This is a genomic window from Microbispora corallina (assembly GCF_016863035.1).
Classification (GTDB): Bacteria; Actinomycetota; Actinomycetes; order Streptosporangiales; family Streptosporangiaceae; genus Microbispora; species Microbispora corallina.
On the sequence record NZ_BOOC01000027.1, the window covers coordinates 69,795 to 89,091 of the forward strand.

The 19,297-nt window shown below is 70.7% G+C and carries 20 protein-coding genes; 5 read left to right on the forward strand and 15 right to left on the reverse strand.

Annotated elements, in window-relative coordinates:
- Nucleotides 1-34: 34 nt before the first annotated feature.
- The 9 genes from Mco01_RS24590 to purN all read right to left on the reverse strand — a co-directional run bounded on the left by Mco01_RS24590 (nt 35) and on the right by purN (nt 7,824).
- A complete protein-coding gene (locus Mco01_RS24590; RefSeq protein ID WP_204059269.1) occupies nt 35-205 on the reverse strand; it encodes a hypothetical protein in 171 nt (56 codons plus the stop codon).
- Between the two features lie 560 nt (nt 206-765).
- Nucleotides 766-1,524 (reverse strand): DUF899 domain-containing protein, encoded by a 759-nt coding sequence (locus Mco01_RS24595; RefSeq protein ID WP_204059270.1) that lies wholly within the window; start codon nt 1,522-1,524, stop codon nt 766-768.
- Between the two features lie 256 nt (nt 1,525-1,780).
- Entirely contained in the window at nt 1,781-2,542 is a 762-nt protein-coding gene (locus Mco01_RS24600; RefSeq protein ID WP_204059271.1) for an isocitrate lyase/PEP mutase family protein, read from the reverse strand.
- A 49-nt stretch (nt 2,543-2,591) separates the two neighbouring features.
- Nucleotides 2,592-3,662: a sigma-70 family RNA polymerase sigma factor gene (locus Mco01_RS24605; protein ID WP_204059272.1), complete on the reverse strand. Its 1,071-nt coding sequence runs from the start codon at nt 3,660-3,662 to the stop codon at nt 2,592-2,594.
- A gap of 122 nt (nt 3,663-3,784) precedes the next feature.
- Nucleotides 3,785-4,288 carry an SRPBCC family protein gene (locus Mco01_RS24610; protein WP_204059273.1) on the reverse strand — a complete coding sequence of 168 codons (504 nt, stop codon included), beginning with the start codon at nt 4,286-4,288 and terminating at the stop codon, nt 3,785-3,787.
- 247 nt (nt 4,289-4,535) lie between these two features.
- Nucleotides 4,536-4,871, reverse strand: a complete 336-nt coding sequence (locus Mco01_RS24615) for an ArsR/SmtB family transcription factor (protein ID WP_204059274.1) — start codon at nt 4,869-4,871, stop codon at nt 4,536-4,538.
- Complete coding sequence (locus Mco01_RS24620; RefSeq protein ID WP_204059275.1) at nt 4,868-5,332, reverse strand: SRPBCC family protein; 465 nt, start codon at nt 5,330-5,332, stop codon at nt 4,868-4,870. Before Mco01_RS24620 ends, Mco01_RS24615 begins: the two co-directional genes overlap by 4 nt.
- Before the next feature lie 303 nt (nt 5,333-5,635).
- Nucleotides 5,636-7,177: a bifunctional phosphoribosylaminoimidazolecarboxamide formyltransferase/IMP cyclohydrolase gene (purH, locus tag Mco01_RS24625; protein WP_204059276.1), complete on the reverse strand. Its 1,542-nt coding sequence runs from the start codon at nt 7,175-7,177 to the stop codon at nt 5,636-5,638.
- Nucleotides 7,174-7,824 carry a phosphoribosylglycinamide formyltransferase gene (gene purN, locus Mco01_RS24630; RefSeq protein ID WP_204059349.1) on the reverse strand — a complete coding sequence of 217 codons (651 nt, stop codon included), beginning with the start codon at nt 7,822-7,824 and terminating at the stop codon, nt 7,174-7,176. The genes purH and purN overlap by 4 nt, the downstream gene beginning before the upstream one ends.
- 166 nt (nt 7,825-7,990) lie before the next feature.
- On the opposite strand from purN, the gene Mco01_RS24635 reads away from it, so the two are divergent.
- Entirely contained in the window at nt 7,991-8,395 is a 405-nt protein-coding gene (locus Mco01_RS24635) for a hypothetical protein (protein ID WP_204059277.1), read from the forward strand.
- Between the two features lie 53 nt (nt 8,396-8,448).
- Here the strand turns inward: Mco01_RS24635 and Mco01_RS24640 are convergent, their stop codons facing one another.
- The 4 genes from Mco01_RS24640 to icmB form a co-directional block, all read right to left on the reverse strand.
- Complete coding sequence (locus Mco01_RS24640) at nt 8,449-10,086, reverse strand: cell division protein PerM (protein ID WP_204059278.1); 1,638 nt, start codon at nt 10,084-10,086, stop codon at nt 8,449-8,451.
- Between the two features lie 213 nt (nt 10,087-10,299).
- Nucleotides 10,300-11,175, reverse strand: coding sequence for a succinate--CoA ligase subunit alpha (gene sucD / locus Mco01_RS24645; protein ID WP_036328350.1), 876 nt, complete (start codon nt 11,173-11,175; stop codon nt 10,300-10,302).
- Complete coding sequence (sucC, locus tag Mco01_RS24650; RefSeq protein ID WP_204059279.1) at nt 11,175-12,356, reverse strand: ADP-forming succinate--CoA ligase subunit beta; 1,182 nt, start codon at nt 12,354-12,356, stop codon at nt 11,175-11,177. Before sucC ends, sucD begins: the two co-directional genes overlap by 1 nt.
- A gap of 158 nt (nt 12,357-12,514) precedes the next feature.
- Complete coding sequence (gene icmB, locus Mco01_RS24655; protein ID WP_204059280.1) at nt 12,515-12,916, reverse strand: coenzyme B12-dependent isobutyryl CoA mutase small subunit; 402 nt, start codon at nt 12,914-12,916, stop codon at nt 12,515-12,517.
- Between the two features lie 362 nt (nt 12,917-13,278).
- On the opposite strand from icmB, the gene Mco01_RS24660 reads away from it, so the two are divergent.
- Entirely contained in the window at nt 13,279-13,671 is a 393-nt protein-coding gene (locus Mco01_RS24660) for a hypothetical protein (RefSeq protein ID WP_204059281.1), read from the forward strand.
- Nucleotides 13,672-13,772: 101 nt separating this feature from the next.
- On the opposite strand, the gene Mco01_RS24665 is transcribed toward Mco01_RS24660, so the two are convergent.
- On the reverse strand, nt 13,773-14,339 hold the full coding sequence (locus Mco01_RS24665; RefSeq protein ID WP_204059282.1) for a copper chaperone PCu(A)C: 567 nt from the start codon (nt 14,337-14,339) through the stop codon (nt 13,773-13,775).
- 311 nt (nt 14,340-14,650) lie between these two features.
- Nucleotides 14,651-16,891 carry a DNA helicase PcrA gene (gene pcrA, locus Mco01_RS24670; RefSeq protein WP_486348082.1) on the reverse strand — a complete coding sequence of 747 codons (2,241 nt, stop codon included), beginning with the start codon at nt 16,889-16,891 and terminating at the stop codon, nt 14,651-14,653.
- Between the two features lie 97 nt (nt 16,892-16,988).
- Here pcrA and Mco01_RS24675 point away from each other — a divergent pair, with 97 nt between their 5' ends.
- The 3 genes from Mco01_RS24675 (at nt 16,989) to Mco01_RS24685 (ending at nt 19,296) form a co-directional block, all read left to right on the forward strand.
- A complete protein-coding gene (locus Mco01_RS24675) occupies nt 16,989-17,708 on the forward strand; it encodes a PIG-L deacetylase family protein (protein WP_204059283.1) in 720 nt (239 codons plus the stop codon).
- Nucleotides 17,709-17,841: 133 nt separating this feature from the next.
- Nucleotides 17,842-18,582: an ABC transporter permease gene (locus Mco01_RS24680; protein ID WP_239103887.1), complete on the forward strand. Its 741-nt coding sequence runs from the start codon at nt 17,842-17,844 to the stop codon at nt 18,580-18,582.
- A gap of 216 nt (nt 18,583-18,798) precedes the next feature.
- Nucleotides 18,799-19,296 (forward strand): hypothetical protein, encoded by a 498-nt coding sequence (locus Mco01_RS24685; RefSeq protein WP_204059284.1) that lies wholly within the window; start codon nt 18,799-18,801, stop codon nt 19,294-19,296.
- Nucleotide 19,297: the final 1 nt, after the last annotated feature.

Consider the following 19,297-nt stretch of genomic DNA (forward strand, 5'->3'; position numbering starts at 1 on the left):
TCCTGCCATGCTCCCCGAAAGCCCCTGTCAGCCCCTAGTTTCCGCTCTCACGGCGCTCGATGATGCGCCGCGTGAACGGGATGAACTCGACGACGCGCCAGCCGAAGTAGGCGGACAGGACGGCGATCGGGAGCAGCAGGATGGGGCTGCTCCGCAGCTCGTCCAGCAGCGCGTAGGAGTTCACGAACATGTCGAGCAGGGGCATGAAAGTGCTCCGAGCGGGTAGTGGGGTAGGTTCGCCTCAGGCTAACGGCCGGGTCCCGGTGCTCGGGCCGTTTCGCCCAGAATGCGCCTCCCATCCCATACGGCTCCGCGTCGGGGACGCGACTGTGTGGACGTGGCCGCGCGGACGCGGCGACGCCTCCGTGACCAGGGAGAAGCCGCCACGCGCGGGCGGCGCCGAGGGGCGGCCGTTCCGCAAGTGGTGAGAGAGATGTGGCCCCTTGGACATGCCGCGCCCCCGCACGGCGGCGGGCCGTACGGGGGCGTCGAGCGGCGCGGGCCCAGGTTCACTCATCCCATCGGCCAGATCATGGCGGCCATCACCGCGGCCATGAGAACGTGGGCCAAGTGAGAGATCCTGTCGGCGGCCGGTACCGTGCCACCGGAGCCGGGGCGCACGCCGCGGAATACGAACCACACTCCGGTGCCCGCGAGCACAAGGATGAGTGTCCACCTCAGTGGTGTGGACTCGATCATTCGATCACTCCGTGTTCGAGACGGACGGGGTGACGCCTCGGTCCTGCCGTCACCCGACGTGCCGGCTCAGCAGTGGTGGGAATGGCCCGCTTCGCTGCCGTACATGTCGTGGTAGGGCCACTGGTTGACGTAGCGCGGGCGGCGCATCGGGGTAAGGTCGAGAAACTGGTAGGTGCTCATCATGAACTCGGTACCCCGCCCGTACGTCGTGTAGGTGTGGAAGACGGAGTCCTCGTCGCGAACGAAGACGCTTATGGCCTGTCCGTCACCGTTCACCACGAACGCAGTTTTCATGCTGCGCTCCAAGGTCGCCTTGTCCTTGTAGTTGAACTCGACGGGCGCGACCGACTCGTCGTTGGTGACGTGGAAGTCGTAGTTGAAGTCGCTTCCGGCCGAGGAGTACCACGGGATCGTCCAGCCCATCCGCGCCCGAAAACTCTCGATCTTGGCCAGTGGCGCGCGGGAAACGAGCACGAATGTGGTGTCGCTGGCGTGCAGGTGATCCAGGCGGCCCACACTGTCGATGGTGAACGAACAGCTCGGGCACCCCTCATCCACGCCTTGGTCTCCACGTGCCCTGGCTGCCGAATTGTTCCACATGAAGTGATAGACGATGAGTTGGCGACGGCCCTCGAACAGGTCGATCAGGCGTGCCTTACCGGCAGGGCCTTCGAAGGTGTACTCCTTGTCCATCCTGACCATCGGCAGTTCTCGGCGCTGTGCGGTGACCGCGTCCTGTGCCCGCATGACCTCCTTCTCCCGCTCGAGCAGCTCAAGCCGGGCTGCCAGCCACTCGTCGCGTGACGCGACCTGGGGAAGAGCCATGATCTTCTTTCTCCTTCTACTCAGAATTGATCAAAGAAAACGGTAGGAACCGACCAGCAGGGCATCCGTCTGTACCGGCGGACCGACCATGCGGTCAGTCGCCCCGCGCTGGAAATCCGCGAACGCGGCCAACCGGGGACAGCGGGTTGTGCTCCCCCTCGACGAGCACGACGTCCAGGAAACTCACCGTCGGCCGAAGTCGACGATCCAGCGGCCGAGAAGCGATCACCGTCAGTTGTGATGGCGTCGTCGTAGGTCAGGCCAGGAGCTCCTGGACTGCGGTTTTCAGGCCGGCCAGGGCCGCGCGGTAGAAGCGGGGTCCGTAGGACACTCGTGCCACGCCCATTTCCCTGAGCGCGGCCAGGTCCAGATATTCACCGGTGTTGCCGTTTATTGGGCCGGGTAGTTCGGTCACGAGGGTGGCGAGGTCGCGCTTGTGACGCACGCCGATCGGGTAGATGCAGTCGGCGCCGGCGTCCCGGTAGAGCCGGCCCCGTCGTATCGCTTCCGCGACCCGATCCGGCTCAGGTATCCCGCTGGCGGGCAGGAAAGTATCGACGCGGGCGTTGATGACGATCGGGACTTCGGCATCGTCGGCAGCGGAGCGGACGCCCGCGAGCCATTGGGCGTGCGCACCGGCCTCGACCAGGCCGCCCGCCCGGTGGTCGGTGTCCTCCAGGTTGCAACCGACCGCGCCGATGTCCAGCAACCGGTCCACCAGTTCACGTGGCCGCATGCCGTATCCCGCCTCGGCATCCACCGTGACCGGGACCGACACCACCCGGGCGACCCGCCCGGCCGCGGCGAACATCTCCTGCCACGGCGCACCCTCACCGTCGGGATAACCGAGCATCGCCGAGATGGCAGCGCTGGCCGTGGCGACCGCGGGAAACCCCGCTTCGGCCACGATCGTCGCACTGGCCGCGTCCCACGCATTGGGCAGCACGAGCATCTCTTCGCTGTGCAGCTCGCGGAGCCTTTCGGCGCGAGCCTTCAAATCCGCCACGTCAGCGGTCATCGGTATCCTCCACGCTAAAAGAATGGACTTCCAGTCCATACGCAACCGCTTAGACGCGTAGCGATCGTGGAAGTCCGAATATTGTCAGCAGCGAGTTGTCATGGAATCGCGTCAGCGCGGTGATCCGGTTGTCGGTCAGGGTCAGTACGAGCACTCCGTGCGCGTGCAGGACCGGCGTCCGCGGATCACGTAGGTAGACGCCGAAAGCCGGTTGGCCGTTTGCCCGCGTCGGGATCAGCATGTGTCGGTAGCCGTTGCCCAGCGCGACTGTAGCCAGGAAGTGCCGGATGGCGTCCCGACCCTGGTATTCCAGCGGCAGTGGCGGCATTGTCAGCCACGCGTCGTTTGTCAGCATGGCCACGATCGCGTCGACGTCGCCGGCCTCGAATGCGCGGCTGAAACCAGCCACGATCCTGCGTTCTTGTGGCGAGTTCGGTAGCGGAGCGGTTTCCCAGTCGGGATCCGGTAGCTCATGCGTCAGCGCACCCCGTGCCCGTTTCAGCGCGCTGGTCACCGCGTTTTCGGTCGTGTCGAGAATGTTTGCCACCTCGGCGGCCCGGAATCCCAGCACGTCTCGCAGCACCAATACGACTCGTTGCCTCGGCGGCAATTGCTGCAGCGCTGCCAGGAACGCCAGCGACACCGACTCCCTGACCTCGTATCGCGCCTCCGGTCCAGGCATGTGGTCGGCGATCTCGTCGAGCAGCACATCGGGATACGGCTCCAGCCAGCTCGGTTCCGCTCGGCGGTGCGATGGCTCGGGCAACGGGACCTCCGGTTGGTAGGCCGCATATCCGGGCGGGCGACGGGCGCCGGCCCGCAGTGCGTTGAGACAGCGGTTCGTCGCGATTCGGTAGAGCCACGTCCGTACCGACGCGCGTTCCTCGTAGCCGCCGATCCCGCGCCATGCCGCCAGCAACGTCTCCTGCAGCAGGTCCTCGGCGTCCTGCACCGAGCCGAGGATGCGGTAGCAGTGCACCTGGAGCTCACGTCGGTACGGCTCAACGAGCCCGCGGAACGCCTCACCATCTCCCCTCCGCGCCAGCGCCAGCAGATCCTCGGCCGAGCGCTGGGCACGGGCCGAGACATCGGTTTCCCTGGCCGGCGGGATCCCTCGCATGTTGGCTCCTTCCCTCCGATGGTTCTCGGCTAGATGGACACCGCCCGCGCCGGAAAGTGGTCGGCCTGCGCCACGTTCCCGCCGTCCCTATGCCGGTGCCACGCGCCCGCCCCGGCCGCCTGTCACCACGGGTCGGGCAGGCCCGCTCCCGTGGTGATCAGGCTGCGCAGGCTGCCGTTGACGTAGTGCACCCAGGCCATGGAGCAGGCGTCGAAACACTCGACGTCCGGCACCAGGCCGACGTGGGTGAACCGCAGCTCGGTGCCGCCGGCCGTGGAGACGATGTCGAACACGATCTCGCTTCCGGTCCACTCACCTGGCTCGGAGATGAAGGACAGATGGCTGTCGGTCACCCGCCAGACCACGCGGCGGCCCGGTTCGAGCTCGACCACGCGCTGGAGACTGTAGTGCTGCGGAGGGTGCCGGTAGGAGAACTCGGCGCCCACCTCGTCGGTGCGCCCCTCGATCTGACCCGTCCACCAGGCGCGGACGTCCAGGATGGCGGCGAAGACCTCCTCCGGTGGCTGTTCGACTGTGTACGACGTTGAGTAGCCGCGGTCGGTCCGCGCCGCGCTTGAGGAGCTTGCTGTGCTCAGTCCGGGGTTGCCCGTTGATCGTGTCGTCATGATGATCGGGACCTTGCCTCTGCGTGTCATTGATTGAGTGGTAGCGAGATCCAGTGCCAGGTGCCGACCGGACATCGCTCGGCACGGGCCGTCTCGCCGGTCTTGACCAGCCGGCGCACACCCGCTGCAGGACGTCCTGCACATCGGCTGCTCTTCTACTGGTTTCCGGGTGACGCGCCCGTTTCAGGGCGTGGTCGTCCGACGCCGCCACGTCCGTGATGGCGCGTTGTGAACGTGCGGGTACAGGTCAGCCCGACTGGCTCTGGATCCGCTCGGCGATCCGCTTGATCCGCTGCAGCCGGGCATCCCAGGTCGCGCCGACCGCGGACAGCTGGGCGATCGCACGGGCGAGCTGCGCCTCGTCCACCTCATAGCGGCGCTCGCGCCCCGCCGGCCTCATGTGCACCAGGCCGACGCGGTCCAGCACACCGAGGTGCTTGGCGACCGCCTGTCGGGTGACGGGCAGCCGCTCGCTGAGCGTGGTCGCCGTAGCGCCTCCGTGGGCGAGGAGCAGGTCGAGCATCCGTCGGCGGGTCGGGTCGCCGACCGCGGACCAGAGGTCGTCATCGATCGCGGTGCTCACGGCTGCGCGACCACCTTGTCGGCGTAGGTGACGAGGCGCGGGAGGAAGATGTCCCAGCCGCGGACGTGGTCGAGATACGCCTCCTCCAACACGGCGCCCTCCCACCCGCGCTCGCGGAAGCCGGTCTCCTCAAAGCGCAGCAGCGTCCCGTCACCGGACGGAACGAGGTCGAAGGTGACGAGAAGGGAGTTGCCCGGCGCCGCCGGCTCGCCGTCGTCGTATATCCAGCGGAAGGCGAACCGGCGGGGGGGGTCAGCCTCCAAAACGATGAGCGGCTCGACCTTCGCGTCCGGCGAGGCTGGGTCGCCGAAGGTGACCGCGCCGGTGGCGCCGGGGACCGGGTCGAGCTCGGCGTCGTCGGGCCACCACTCGCGTAGGTGCTCGGGAGAGCTGATCACCTCGTAGACCACCTCGGGGGTGGCGTCAATCCGAAGCTCCCGCTGGATGCTTCCATACTCCATGTGACTTTCCTGACATATGTGCAACTAACGGTTGCACGTCAGCTTATCCGGCACACCCCATCAACGCAACCTTTCGTTGCGCGTTGGGTTTCCGGGCAGCTCCCGGGCTTCGAACTGCCCCCGGGGCCCGAGCAGCCGGCCGTGTCCGCGCGGTGATTCCGGACAAAGCGGCGGCCGACCGCAAGGAACACAGGCCCTGCGGCGGCCGCCGATCAGCCGCGATCCACAGCTGCACAAAGAACGCAACAGCCATCGGGTGGATCCGAAGCCTCCTGGCTTGAAGATCCGAACCCCGTACAGTCCCTAGTGGAAGAAGTGCCGGGTGCCGGTGAAGTAGAGCGTGATGCCCGCCTCCTTGGCGGCCTCGACGACCTGATCGTCCCGGATCGAGCCGCCCGGCTCGACGATCGCCTTCACCCCGGCCTCGGCGAGGACCTGCAGCCCGTCGGGGAACGGGAAGTAGGCGTCCGAGGCGCCGACGGAACCGGCGGCCCGCTCGCCCGCACGGGAGACCGCGAGGCGGGCCGAGTCGACCCGGTTGACCTGTCCCATGCCCACGCCCACGGTCGCGCCGCCGGAGGCCAGCAGGATGGCGTTCGACTTGACCGAACGGCAGGCCCGCCACGCGAACGCCAGGTCGGCCAGCACCTCCGGCGAGGCCGGCTCGCCCGTCTTCAGCTCCCAGGTGGACGGGTCGTCCCCCGGGGCGTCCGCCCGGTCGACCGTCTGGACGAGCAGCCCGCCGTCGATCCGGCGGAACTCGGCCGCGTTGGCCGGGCCCTGCGGGCAGGCGAGCAGCCGGATGTTCTTCTTCTCCCGCAACACGGCCAGGGCGTCCTGCGCGAACGACGGCGCCACGACGACCTCGGTGAAGATCGGCGCGATCTGCTCGGCCAGCTCCCGGGTGACCTCGCGGTTGACCGCGATCACCCCGCCGTACGCGGACACCGGGTCGCACTCGTGCGCCTTGCGGTGGGCCTCGGTGACGTCGGCGCCGACCGCGATGCCGCAGGGGTTGGCGTGCTTGATGATCGCCACGCACGGCTGGTCGAAGTCCCAGGCCGCCCGCCACGCGGCGTCGGCGTCCACGTAGTTGTTGTAGGACATCTCCTTGCCGTGCAACTGCTCGGCCGTGGCGAGGCCGTCGCCCTGCCCGCCGTAGAGAGCCGCCCGCTGGTGGGGGTTCTCGCCGTACCGCAGGGGCGTCTTCAGCCCCCAGGTCGCGCCCATGAACGACGGCCAGTCCCCCTCGGGGGCGTACACGTTGGCGAACCAGGACGCCACGGCGACGTCGTAGGACGCGGTGTGGGCGTAGGCGACGGCCGCCAGCCGCCTCCGGTCGGTCAGCGTGAAGCCGCCCTCGCCGACGGCGGCGAGCACCTCCCCGTACGCCCCCGGGTCGACGACGACCGCCACGGTGCTGTGGTTCTTGGCCGCGGCGCGGATCATGGCCGGCCCGCCGATGTCGATCTGCTCGACGCACTCGGCGTCGGTGGCGCCGGAGGCGACCGTGGCGGCGAACGGGTAGAGGTTCACCACCGCGAGCTGGAACGGCTCGATCTCCAGTTCTTCCAGCTGCTTGACGTGGGAGGGGTTCTCCCCGTCGGCCAGCAGCCCGGCGTGGACCCGCGGGTGCAGGGTCTTCACCCGGCCGTCCAGGCACTCGGGGAAGCCGGTGAGTGACTCGACCTTGGTGACCGGCACGCCGAAAGAGGCGATCGCGGCGGCCGTGCCGCCGGTCGAGACGATCTCCACGCCCGCGGCCTCGAGCCCACGGGCCAGGTCCTCCAGCCCGGTCTTGTCGTATACCGCGATCAGCGCGCGCCGGATGGCGATGCGGGTCACGTCGTGGTCCTTCCTTCCGTCTCTGGCTTCACTGGGACCGGTCCCCGGGATCCGAGGCGAACGGTCCGTCCGGTCACGGTCCAGCCCTCTCGGGCCATCCGGCCGACGACATCGACGAGCAGCCCGCGCTCGACCTGCTTGATCCGCTCGTGCAGGGTCTCCTCGTCGTCCCCGTCCCGTACGGCGACGGCCTCCTGCGCGATCACCGGGCCCGTGTCCACCCCGGCGTCGACCAGGTGGACGGTGCAGCCGGTGACGCGGACCCCGTACGCGAGCGCGTCCCGCACGGCATGGGCGCCGGGGAACGCGGGCAGCAGAGCGGGATGCGTGTTGACGACGGGCGCCGAGGCCAGCACCCCAGGTCCGAGGATCTTCATGAACCCGGCCGAGACCACCAGGTCAGGCTTGTGCTCGGCGATCCTGGCGGCCAGGCTCTCGTCCCATTCGTCCCGGCCGGGATGGTCCCGGAGCCGCTCCACGAACGTGGGCACCCCGGCACGCTCGGCGCGGGCGAGACCCTCCACGCCGTCGCGGTCGGCGCCCACGGCGACGACCCTCGCGCCGTAGGCGTCGGAGGCGGAGGCGTCCAGCAGGGCTTGTAGGTTGGTCCCCGAACCCGAGACGAGGACCACGAGCCGGAAGGACAGGGCGGAACTCCTTCGTGAGCAGGCTTCGTTTTGCAGGTGATTACCGGGAGATGGTTCCGTAAGGTGGTCGGCGCAGAGGTTCCCCTCGACGCAGGTAAAGGGTATCCGGCGCCACCCCCCGTGCCCCACGACGGCCCGGGCTGAGGAAACGCGAGGCGAGGAGACCGTGACCACACCCCTTCAGATGACGGCCCCTGAGACCGGAGGCCGCAGGGCCCTCACCATCGCCATCATGGCGCTGGTCTTCACGCTGGTGCTCCCCGCGGCGGGGCTGGCGCTGTCCATCTTCGCGATCATCGTAGGCGTCCGGGACCTTCGGTCCCTGCAGCAGCGGCGCCAGCGGATCGGCATGGCGACCGGCGCCGTGGTGATCTCGTCGGTGGCGTTCATGCTCGGCGCGATCACCACCGTCTTCCAGCTGTACTTCTCCTCGGAGCTGTCGGCCTACACCGAGTGCAGGAAGGGCGCCGGCACCGTGGAGGCCCGGCAGGAGTGCTCGGACCAGCTGATGAAGTCGTTCGAGAAAAAGCTCGGAGTCGCCTGGCCGTCCGGCATCCCGGCGCCCTCCTGACCCCGCGCCTCCCTGGCGGCCGTGACTCCGTGCAGCCCGGCGGCGGGGTGTGGTCAGTCGCGGTCCCAGGCGTACGGGTCCACGTAGATCACGTGGCCCCCGCGGTCGTCGGTCTCGTCGACGATGTCCCGTCGCGGCGCGCGCGGCGGCTCGGACCGGTCCTCCGGACGAGCCGGGGCGGGTGCGCGGCCGGCCGCCGCGGCGCCCGGCTCGAACGTCTCCGCCGCGGCCGCGGCGTGCTCGTCGGTCCAGTCGTCCCGGACGACCGGGATGGGCTGGGTGTCGGCCTCGGTGGCGTCGAGCCAGTGCCCGGGCAGGACCCGGCCCTTCGGCGGCCGGACCCGCCCGGCCGCCTTGGCTATCGCCGCGCCCGCCTTCTTGACCGGCTCGGGCGCGGCCGCGGGGCGGCGGGAGATCAGCCACCAGTTGGCGATCCCGGCCGAGATGCCGGCGGCCACGCCGACCTCCAGCGCCACCGAGAGGGCGACCTCCCACGGCGACGGGCCGACCGCCGACAGCCGGGCGCCGCCGAGCGGCCCGCCCGACAGCGCCGCCAGCACCCCCGCCGCGGCGCCCGAGCACAGCCCGCAGACGAACCCCCACAGCGGCGCCGCCTCGATCGTCGGCGTCGGCGCGATCCTCGCCACCAGCACGCCCGCCACCGCCCCCGCGGCGAACGGCACGGCGATCACCGCCATGACCCACGTGGGCGAGGGCCCGGGTGACGGGAGCGCGCCCAGCAGCGGCAGCGTGGGGACCGCGCTCAGCTTGACGCCCGTGGGCGCCACCAGCGTCCCGGTGCCGACGGCGAACCCCGGCCCCGAGATGTACGCCATCCCCCAGATCACGGCGTTGCAGAGGTAGAGGCACTCCACGAGCAGGAGCAGCAGCCCGCCGACCAGCCCGGGGCTGAGCATTCCGGACAGCTCCTGGATCTCCCCGAAGTTCAGCACGACGGCGACGACGACGAGCACCGCGCCGGCCACGAGCAGCAGCGACAGGGCCGCCGCCGTCCCCACGACGACCGACCGGGGACGCTCCGGGAGCAGGCGCAGCATCGACCGCCAGGGCCCGATCGTCCGCACCGTGGCCACCGAGCCGGCGACGAACGCCAGAACCAGGTGGCTGGCCAGGGCCTCGCCGATGAACGGCTGGGTGACCTCGTTGCGCGCGACGAGCGCGATCACCCCCGCCAGCAGCGCGTACGGCGCGGCCAGCGAGATCCCGGCCTGGGCGACCAGCACGAGCTGGGCGCGGCGGCGGGCGTTCTCCACGTCCCGCGGGGTGCCCTTGGGGAGCCGGGCGGGCATGCGCACGCGCAGGTCGGCGTCGCGGGCCATCCACAAACCGGCCCGGTAGAGCAGCGTCCCGGGCAGCACCATCAGCCCGAGGGGCAGCAGGCCGACCCGGCCGCCGGGGATGGCGAAGCCCGCGTGGTGGGCGGCGAGCCACAGCTGGCACGCCGTACGGAAGACCCCGGCGAGCCCCTCCCCCAGCGGGGTGCGCGGCGCGGCGATCCAGCCGACGAGCGTGAGCGTGGTGAGGACGGCGAGGCCGACGCCGAGGGTGGCGACCGCGGCCAGCATGCCGGAGACGGGGAGCGGACGGCGGGTCTCCTCCTCGTCGCCGAGGGGGAGGCGGCTGAGGACGGCACGGGGGGCGGTCCGGAGCTGATCGAGAAGACCCGTCACGCTACCCCATCCTCCCAGCCGCGGCCGCTCCTTCCGTGGCGCCACGCCGTCCGGTTCACCTCGGCGCGCCTCGCGGCTCGCGCGGTAAGTCGAGGCGGTACCCCACCCCGCCCGCCGTACGGCCGCGGGGTCCCCGGAAACGGCCGCGACCCCGCACCCGGGCACGGGTGCGGGGTCGCGAACGACGCGGTGCCCTCGCGGACGCGCGATGCGTCAGCGCGACTGCATGATCTCCCGCATGAGGCGGGCGGTCTCGCTGGGGGTCCGGCCGACGCGGACGCCGACCTTCTCCAGGGCCTCCTTCTTGGCCTGCGCGGTGCCGGCGGAACCGGAGACGATCGCGCCGGCGTGACCCATGGTCTTGCCCTCGGGCGCGGTGAAACCGGCCACGTACGCGACGACGGGCTTGGTCACGTGCTCGTCGATGAAGGCCGCGGCCCGCTCCTCGGCGTCGCCGCCGATCTCGCCGATCATGACGATGGCGTCGGTGTCCGGGTCCTCCTGGAACGCCTGGAGGGCATCGATGTGGGTGGTGCCGATGACCGGGTCGCCGCCGATGCCCACGGCCGTGGAGAAGCCGTGGTCACGCAGCTCGTACATGAGCTGGTAGGTCAGCGTGCCCGACTTGGACACCAGGCCGATGCGGCCGGGCGTGGTGATGTCCGCCGGGATGATGCCGGCGTTCGACGCGCCGGGCGAGGCGATGCCGGGGCAGTTGGGACCGATGATGCGGGTCGTGTTGCCCTTGGAGACGGCGTACGCCCAGAACTCGGTGGTGTCGTGCACCGGGACGCCCTCGGTGATGACGACGCAGAGCGGGATCTCGGCGTCGATGGCCTCCCGCACCGCGTCCTTGGTGAACGCCGGGGGCACGAACACGACCGACACGTCGGCGCCGGTCTTCTCGATCGCCTCGGCGACCGTTCCGAAGACGGGCAGGCCCTCGTGCACGGTGCCGGCCTTGCGGGCGTTCACACCGCCGACGACCTTCGCGCCGGCCGCGAGCATGCGGCGGGTGTGCTTGGTGCCCTCCGCGCCGGTCATGCCCTGAACGATGATCTTGCTGTTCTCGGTGAGCCAGATGGCCATTACGCACCTACCGCTGCGAGCTCGGCGGCGCGCTTGGCCGCTTCGTCCATGGTGTCCACAAGCTCGACGCGCGGGAGGCCCGCGTCGGCGAGGATCTGCCGCCCGAGGGCGGCGTTGTTGCCGTCCAGGCGGACGACCAGCGGGTGGGTCACGTCCTCGCCCCGGCTCTTCAGCAGGTTGAACGCGGAGACGATGCCGTTGGCGACCGCGTCGCAGGCGGTGATGCCGCCGAAGACGTTCACGAAGACCGACTTGACCGACGGGTCGGACAGGATGATCTCCAGGCCGTTCGCCATGACCTCGGCCGACGCGCCGCCGCCGATGTCGAGGAAGTTCGCCGGCCGCGGCTGGCCCGGGAAGGCCTCGCCCGCGTACGCCACGACGTCCAGGGTGGACATGACCAGGCCGGCGCCGTTGCCGATGATGCCGACCGTGCCGTCCAGCTTGACGTAGTTGAGGTGCTTCTCCTTGGCCTTCGCCTCGAGCGGGTCCTCGGCGGCCTTGTCGACGTAGGCCTGGTGCTCGGCCTGGCGGAAGTTCGCGTTCTCGTCGAGGGTGACCTTGCCGTCGAGGGCCTTCACCTGGCCGTCGGCCGACAGGATCATCGGGTTGACCTCGACCAGCGAGGCGTCCTCGTCGACGAACACGGCCCAGAGCTTCTCGATGAGCTCCGCGGCGCCGTCGAGCGCCTGCTGCGGCAGGCCGCCGGCCTGCGCGATCTCGCGGGCCCTGGCGCGGTCGACACCCGTGATCGGGCTGACCGGGATCTTGGCGACCTTCTCCGGAGCGGTGTGCGCGACCTCTTCGATGTCCATGCCGCCGGACGCCGAGCAGATGGCGAGGAAGGTCCGGTTGGCGCGGTCGAGGAGGAAGGAGAAGTAGTACTCCTCCGCGATCTGGCTGGCCTCCTCGATCAGGACCTTGTGGACCGTGTGGCCCTTGATGTCCATGCCGAGGATCGTGCTCGCCTTCTCGTACGCGTCGGCGGCGTCGTCGGCCACCTTCACGCCGCCGGCCTTGCCCCGGCCGCCGGTCTTGACTTGGGCCTTGACGACAACCCGGCCCGTCAGCTGCTCGGCAGCCGCCCGCGCCTCCTCCGCGGTGTGCGCGACGATTCCGCGCGGCACCGGGATGCCGTACTCCGCGAAGAGCTCCTTCGCCTGATGTTCGAACAGGTCCACGAGGGTCCGTCCCTTTAGATGTCGAGGCCGGGCGCCGTCGTCCCGCCCGGCGGTTCCGCGCATGAAGCCTAGCCCCCGCCGGGGCCTGACCCGGTCATCGGGTCCTGGTCATGCCTTGCCAACGGCACGGGAATTACGGCAAGGTTGGGCAAAATGCCCTAAACCGTGGCGGGCACCGCCGCACGCACCCACTCGACGATCTCCTGGGTGGTGGCGCCGGGCGTGAAGATCTTCGCCACGCCCATCTTCTCGAGCTCCGGGATGTCGGCGTCCGGGATGATGCCGCCGCCGAACACGACCACGTCCTCGGCGCCCTGCTCGCGCAGCACCTCCAGCAAGCGGGCGAACAGCGTCATGTGGGCCCCGGAGAGAATCGACAACCCGATGGCCGCCGCGTCCTCCTGGATCGCGGTCTGCACGATCTGCTCGGGCGTCTGGTGCAGTCCCGTGTAGATCACCTCCATGCCGGCGTCGCGCAGCGCCCTGGCCACGACCTTGACCCCGCGGTCGTGCCCGTCGAGCCCCGGCTTGGCGACGACGACCCGAATCCTGCCTTCCATGCAGACCTCCCAGATGGTGCCCGTCCCACATCCTTACCTGATGCGGTGACCGGCCACCAGCCGGGTGGCCGGTCACCGGCGCGGCGGCGCCGGCGCATCCGTCACGGCCGTCGATGGGAATCGTCCGGTGATCGACCCTTGCCGACACCGAATGTAGATTTTCGTGACTCCGGCGTGATCACGCGTCGGAAAATGCCCGGGTCGCTCTTGACCTGCAAGAGCCACTTACGGGAGGAACCCCCCTTGAAGCGACCCTTCCTGGCATTGGCCTGCCTCGCCACGGCCGCGCTCCTGGCGCCGGTCGCGGCGACGAGCGCCTCCGCCTCTACTGGCTGAAGTACCCCTCCGGTCCGCCGGCCGGCATGTCCAGCATGTTCGGCCAGATCGTGGGCGTAACGGAGCCGGCGACGCTGAAGACGCTGCTCTCCACGGCGAAGAAGGGCTCCGGCGTCTACTCCGGCCGCGTCACCTTCGCGCAGCTGTGGAAGGTGTCGAAGTGGTTCCGCAGCACCCAGATCGGCAGGAAGCCGACCGGCGCCAAGGCGAAGAGCCAGGTGACCTGGAAGCTGTATGTCACCGCGAAGGGCCTGGTCACCCGGATCGTCAGCAGCTACCCCGGCACGGCCGTCGGGCTGGACGCGGGAGCGGTCACGACCGACACCCGCTTCACCGGCTGGGGCGGCCGGGTCTCCATCAAGCCCCCGCCGCCGACGATGTCGCGAACCTGTCCGACATCGACTTCGGCGGCGACCTGACCTCCGGGAAGGCGCTCCTGCGCTGATCCGGCCGGGCCCTTCAGGTCACCCGGTCTGAAGGGCCCCGCCTGAGGCTTCCGGCCGTGGCCGAGCCACCCGGACTAACTGTGACCGGGTGTGGGCGATCCGGCCCCTCGTGACAGCGGCAGGACGGGGATGCGCAGGGTGATGGTGCCCGCGGTGGGGAAGCGGAACGTGACGTCGACGGGAGTGGCCCCGAGCGGGCGGTGGATGTCGACGAGTTCCAGGTGCGGCCGGTCGTGGCCCTGCTGGAGGGAGAGGACGCCGTGAGGGGGGATCGTCACGTCGACGGCCTGCTGGGGGGACGACGGCCCTTCCCGGTAGACGACCCGCTCGGCGTGGACTGTGCTGACGCCGTCGAGCGTCTGCGGCCTGTCGCTGTTGTTGACCAGGGTCAGGTACAGCCCCAGGTCGTCGCCGGCCTTCTGCTCGTTCATGGGCGGGGCCAGGATGTGGACGTGCAGCAGCCGCACCGCGCCGACCTGCCCGTCGACAAGGCCGTTCCTGCTCCAGGTGGCCTGGGGCCTGGCATGCTGCCGCGGGGAGCCGCACGCCTGTAGCGCCAACACCAGGCAGGCCGCGAGCAGCACGCACAGCGCCGCCGCCCGCCGGAGATCCGTACGACGACGGTGAGATGACGTGTCCATGCGACGCTCCCTGGTCGGGCGGTCTGAGGACGAAAGCCTCCTCACGCGCTCGGAGAATGCGTCACGATCACACGGTGACGGCGGCGGTGTTCATACCCAGGCCATAAGTGCCGTGCGCGCCAGATCTCCCCCGCGCGAATGACATCGCTCCACGCCAGTATGCGACCGGACCGGCGACGGTCGCAAGACAACGAAAATGCCACTGACCTGGGATTTTATTCGTTTTGCAACGCTCGGAAAACGACATGGCGCCGCGTTTTCCGCCACCTCGTCCACCTCGCGAGCGGGGGCGCCCGCGTACGAAGGGGGGCTCAGAGCTTGTCGATGGGGGCGTAGGCGAGCAGCAGGGTCTTCTCCCCCTCGCTGCCGAAGTCGATCTTCGCCCGCGACTTCTCGGCCACGCCGTCCACGCTGACGACCGTGCCGAGACCGAACGTGTCGTGCGAGACCCGGTCGCCCGGCGACAGCGCGGGGATCTGCCGGCCGCCCGTCTTCGGAGCGGGAGCCGTCCGGGTCTGCCGGGTCGTCGCGGCCGACCAGGCGTTCTTGGCCGGGTCGCCGCGCCAGTCGAGCAGGTCGCCCGGCACCTCGGACAGGAACCGCGAGGCCGGATTGAACGAGGGCGCCCCCCACGACGACCGTACGGCGGACCGGGACAGGTAGAGCCGCTCCTTCGCGCGCGTGATGCCCACGTAGGCCAGCCGCCGCTCCTCCTCCAGCTCCTTGGGGTCGCTCAGCGACCGCATGTGGGGGAAGACGCCGTCCTCCATGCCGGTGAGGAACACCACCGGGAACTCCAGGCCCTTGGCCGTGTGCAGGGTCATCAGCGTCACGACCCCGCCCCGGTCGTCGCCCTCGGGGATCTGGTCGGCGTCGGCGACGAGCGAGACCTGCTCCAGGAAGTCGACGAGCGTGCCGTCCGGGTTGGCCTCCTCGAACTCGGCGGCCACCGAGATCAGCTCGTTGAGGTTCTCCAGGCGGCTCTCGTCCTGCGGGTCGCCCGAGGTCTCCAGCTCCGTGCGGTAGCCCGTGCCGTTCAGCACCTCCTCGGCGAGGTCGGACAGCGGGAGCTCCTTGGCGCGCAGGTCCTGCAGGAGGGCGACGAAGTCCCTGATGGCGTTGAGCGAGCGGGTGGCCAGGCCGGGCGCCTCCTCGGCCCGCTGGAGGCCCTCCCAGAAGCTGATCCGCTCCCGGCTCGCGAACGCCTCGACCATCGCCTCGGCCCGGTCGCCGATGCCGCGCTTGGGCACGTTGAGGATGCGCCGCAGCGAGACCGTGTCGGTCGGGTTGGCCAGGACCCGCAGGTAGGCGAGCAGGTCCTTGACCTCCTTGCGCTCGTAGAACCGCACCCCGCCCACGACCTTGTACGGCAGGCCGGTGCGGATGAAGATCTCCTCGAACACCCGGGAGGCGGCGTTGGTGCGGTAGAAGACGGCGACGTCGCCGGGGGTGACCCCGTGGTCGTCGGTGAGCCGGTCGACCTCCTGGGCGACGAACATGGCCTCGTCGTGCTCGTTGTCCGCGACGTACCCGACGATCTTGGACCCGGCGCCCTGGTCGGACCAGAGGTTCTTCGGCTTGCGGCCCTCGTTGCGGGAGATCACGGCGTTGGCCGCGTTGAGGATGGTCTGCGTGGAGCGGTAGTTCTGCTCCAGGAGGATGGTCCGCGCGTCGGGGTAGTCGCGCTCGAACTCCAGGATGTTGCGGATCGTCGCCCCGCGGAAGGCGTAGATCGACTGGTCGGCGTCGCCGACCACCACCAGCTCGGCGGGCTCGACCCCCTCGCGCACGACGTCGCCGTCCGCGGTGCGCACCTCCGGCCGCCCGACGAGCTCGCGGATCAGCATGTACTGCGCGTGGTTGGTGTCCTGGTACTCGTCGACCATCACGTGCCGGAACCGCCGCCGGTAGTGCTCGGCCACCTCGGGGAACAGCTGGAACAACGTGACCGTCAGCATGATCAGGTCGTCGAAGTCCATCGCGCCGGCCTCGGTCAGCCGCCGCTGGTAGGTGCGGTACGCCTCGGCGAGCGTGCGCTCCAGGTGGCTCTGCGCGCGGTCGGCGGCCGTCTCGTAGTCGACGAGCTCGTTCTTCAGGTTGCTGACCTGCGCGGAGAACGACCGCGGCGGGTAGCGCTTCGGGTCGAGTTCGAGCTCGCGGCAGACCATCGCCATGAGCCGCTGCGAGTCGGCCTGGTCGTAGATCGAGAAGCTGGAGGTGAAGCCGAGCCGCTTGGCCTCCCGGCGCAGGATGCGCACGCAGGCGCTGTGGAACGTCATCACCCACATGGCCTTGGAGCGCGGCCCGATCAGCTTGTCGACCCGCTCCTTCATCTCGCGCGCCGCCTTGTTGGTGAAGGTGATCGCGAGGATCTCCCCCGGCTGCACCCCGCGCTCGGCCAGCAGATAGGCGATGCGGTGGGTGAGCACGCGCGTCTTTCCGGAGCCGGCCCCCGCGACGATCAGCAGGGGGCTGCCCTGGTGGGTGACGGCGTCGCGCTGCTGCGGGTTGAGGCCGTCGAGCAAGGGGTGGGTCACGGCTCGGGTGGACACGTCCTAAGGGTATTGCCGCCCACCGACATCCGGTGCCCTCCCGCCCGGCAAGTCCCGTTTAAGGTGATGTGCCGAACAACTGAGGAGGGGGCTGCCCATGCTGGACGAGGATGAGATCACGAGGGTCCTGGTGGTGGCGGCGCACCCCGACGACATCGACTTCGGCGGCGCGGGGACCGTGGCGAAGCTGACCGACGCCGGCGCGGAGGTCGTCTACTGCATCGTCACCGACGGCGACGCCGGCGGCTTCGACCGCGAGCTCGACAACGGCGGCATGGCCGAGCTGCGCCGGGCCGAGCAGACGGCCGCCGCCAAGTGCGTCGGCGTGCACGACCTGCGCTTCCTGGGATACGGCGACGGCACGGTGGAGCCGACCCTCGGCCTGCGGCGCGACATCGCCCGCGTCATCCGCCAGGTGCGGCCCGACCTCGTGGTGACCTCCACGCCCGAACGCAACTACGCCCGCATCGGGCCGAGCCACCCCGACCACCGGGCCGTGGGCGCCGCGACCCTCGACGCGGTCTACCCCGACGCCCGCAACCCCTACGCGTTCCCCGAACTGCTCGCCGACGAGGGCCTGGAGGCCTGGACCGTCCGCGAGGTGTGGCTCCTCGGCACCCCGACCCCGGACCGGTACGTCGACGTCACCGCCACGGTCGACCGCAAGATCGCCGCCCTGCGCGCCCACCGCAGCCAGACGTCCCGCATCGAGGACCTGGACGGCATGATCAAGGGCTGGCTCACCGGCCACGCGGCCGCCGCCGGCCTCCCCGAGGGCTCCTACGCCGAGGCCTTCCAGGCCGTCGTCACCGCCTGACACGCCACCGGCGGACGCCGGGGGTGCGGAATCGGGTGCGCGACGCCAGGCCGACCAGGACCGGTGACAGCACCACGCCGGGCCGAGCGGGGGCCGGTGGGAGCGCGAGGCCTGGCGGGGCAGGATCGGGGGCGTGAACACGCTGTTCCCGGTCACCCCGCTGCTCGGCGTCGTGGTGGTGCTGCTCGCGCTGGCCGGGGCCGCCGTCGCCGCGCTCGGCCGGACCGGCCACGGGCCCGCGATCGCGACCGCGGTGCTGCGGGCCGCCGTCCAGCTCGCGCTGGTCTCCCTGGTCATCGGCTGGGCGATCCGGCTCCTCCCCGCGGTCGCGCTGTTCCTGCTGGTCATGTACGGCGTGGCGAGCGCCACCGCCGGGCGCCGGATCACCCGGGGACGGGCCGCCCTGTGGGCCGCCCTGCCGATCGCGGCGGGAACGGCGCCGGTGCTGCTGCTGATGACGGCGACGGGCGCGCTCCCGCTGCGCGGGATCGCCCTGATCCCGGTGACCGGCATCCTGCTGGGCGGCTGCCTCACGGCCACGTCCCTGGCCGGGCGGCGGGCGCTGGACGAGCTCCAGCACCGGCGGGGGGAGGTCGAGGCGGCCCTCGCCCTGGGGTTCCCGCCGCGGGACGCCGCGCTGGAGATCTGCCGCCCGGCGGCCGCGCGGGCGCTCGTGCCCGCGCTCGACCAGACCCGGACGGTGGGCCTGGTCACGCTGCCCGGCGCGTTCGTCGGGATGATGCTGGCCGGCTCCGATCCCGTCCACGCCGGAGCCGTGCAGCTCGCCGTCCTCGTCGCCCTGCTGGCCGCGGAGTCGGCGGCGGTCGTGGTCACGATCGAGCTCGCCGCCCGGGGGCGCTTCGGCCGGCCCTGAAGCGCGCGCGGGGCGCTTCGGCCGGCCTCGGAAAAGCAGCGGGCGTTTCGGCCGTCCCCGGAAGAGACGGCGGGCGCTTCCGCTGACCCCGGAAGCGCCGGCAGTCGCTTCGGCCGACCGGCCCGGTGGGCGTCCCTTCTCCACCCTGGGGTGGAGACCGCCGGCTCCACCCCGGCTCCGATCCCCGCGACGACGGGCGCGCCTACCTTCGAGCGCATGGACGCGAACATCCTCGTGCCGGCCGTCGCCGCCGCCGTCTTCGTGATCTACCGCCAGACGATGACGCGGCCCACGGAGAGGCGGGGCATCCTCTACGTCGCCGCCGCCCTGGTCGTGTCCGGCGTGGCCGGCGGCGGCCTCGTCGACAGCCGTCACCTGGCCCTCAGCCTGCTCCTGGTCGTGGCCGAGCTCGTCTCCGCCGTGGTGTTCGGGGTCGTGCGGGCCCTGACCGTACGCGTCTGGCGCGACCAGGCTGGCGTCGCCTGGTCGCGGGGCACGGCCTGGACGCTGGCCGCCTGGGCCGCCTCGTTCGCCGCCCGCGTCGCCCTGTTCGCGGCCGGGCGGGTCCTCGGCGTGGCCTCCATGACGAACTCGATCCTCGTCTTCGTCGGGGTGACGATCGCGGTGCAGGCGCTCGCCGTCGCCTGGCGCGGCCGATCGCTGCCCGCCCCGGCCGTACGACCCGGGGACGCGGCGGCGGCGGTAGCGTCGTGAC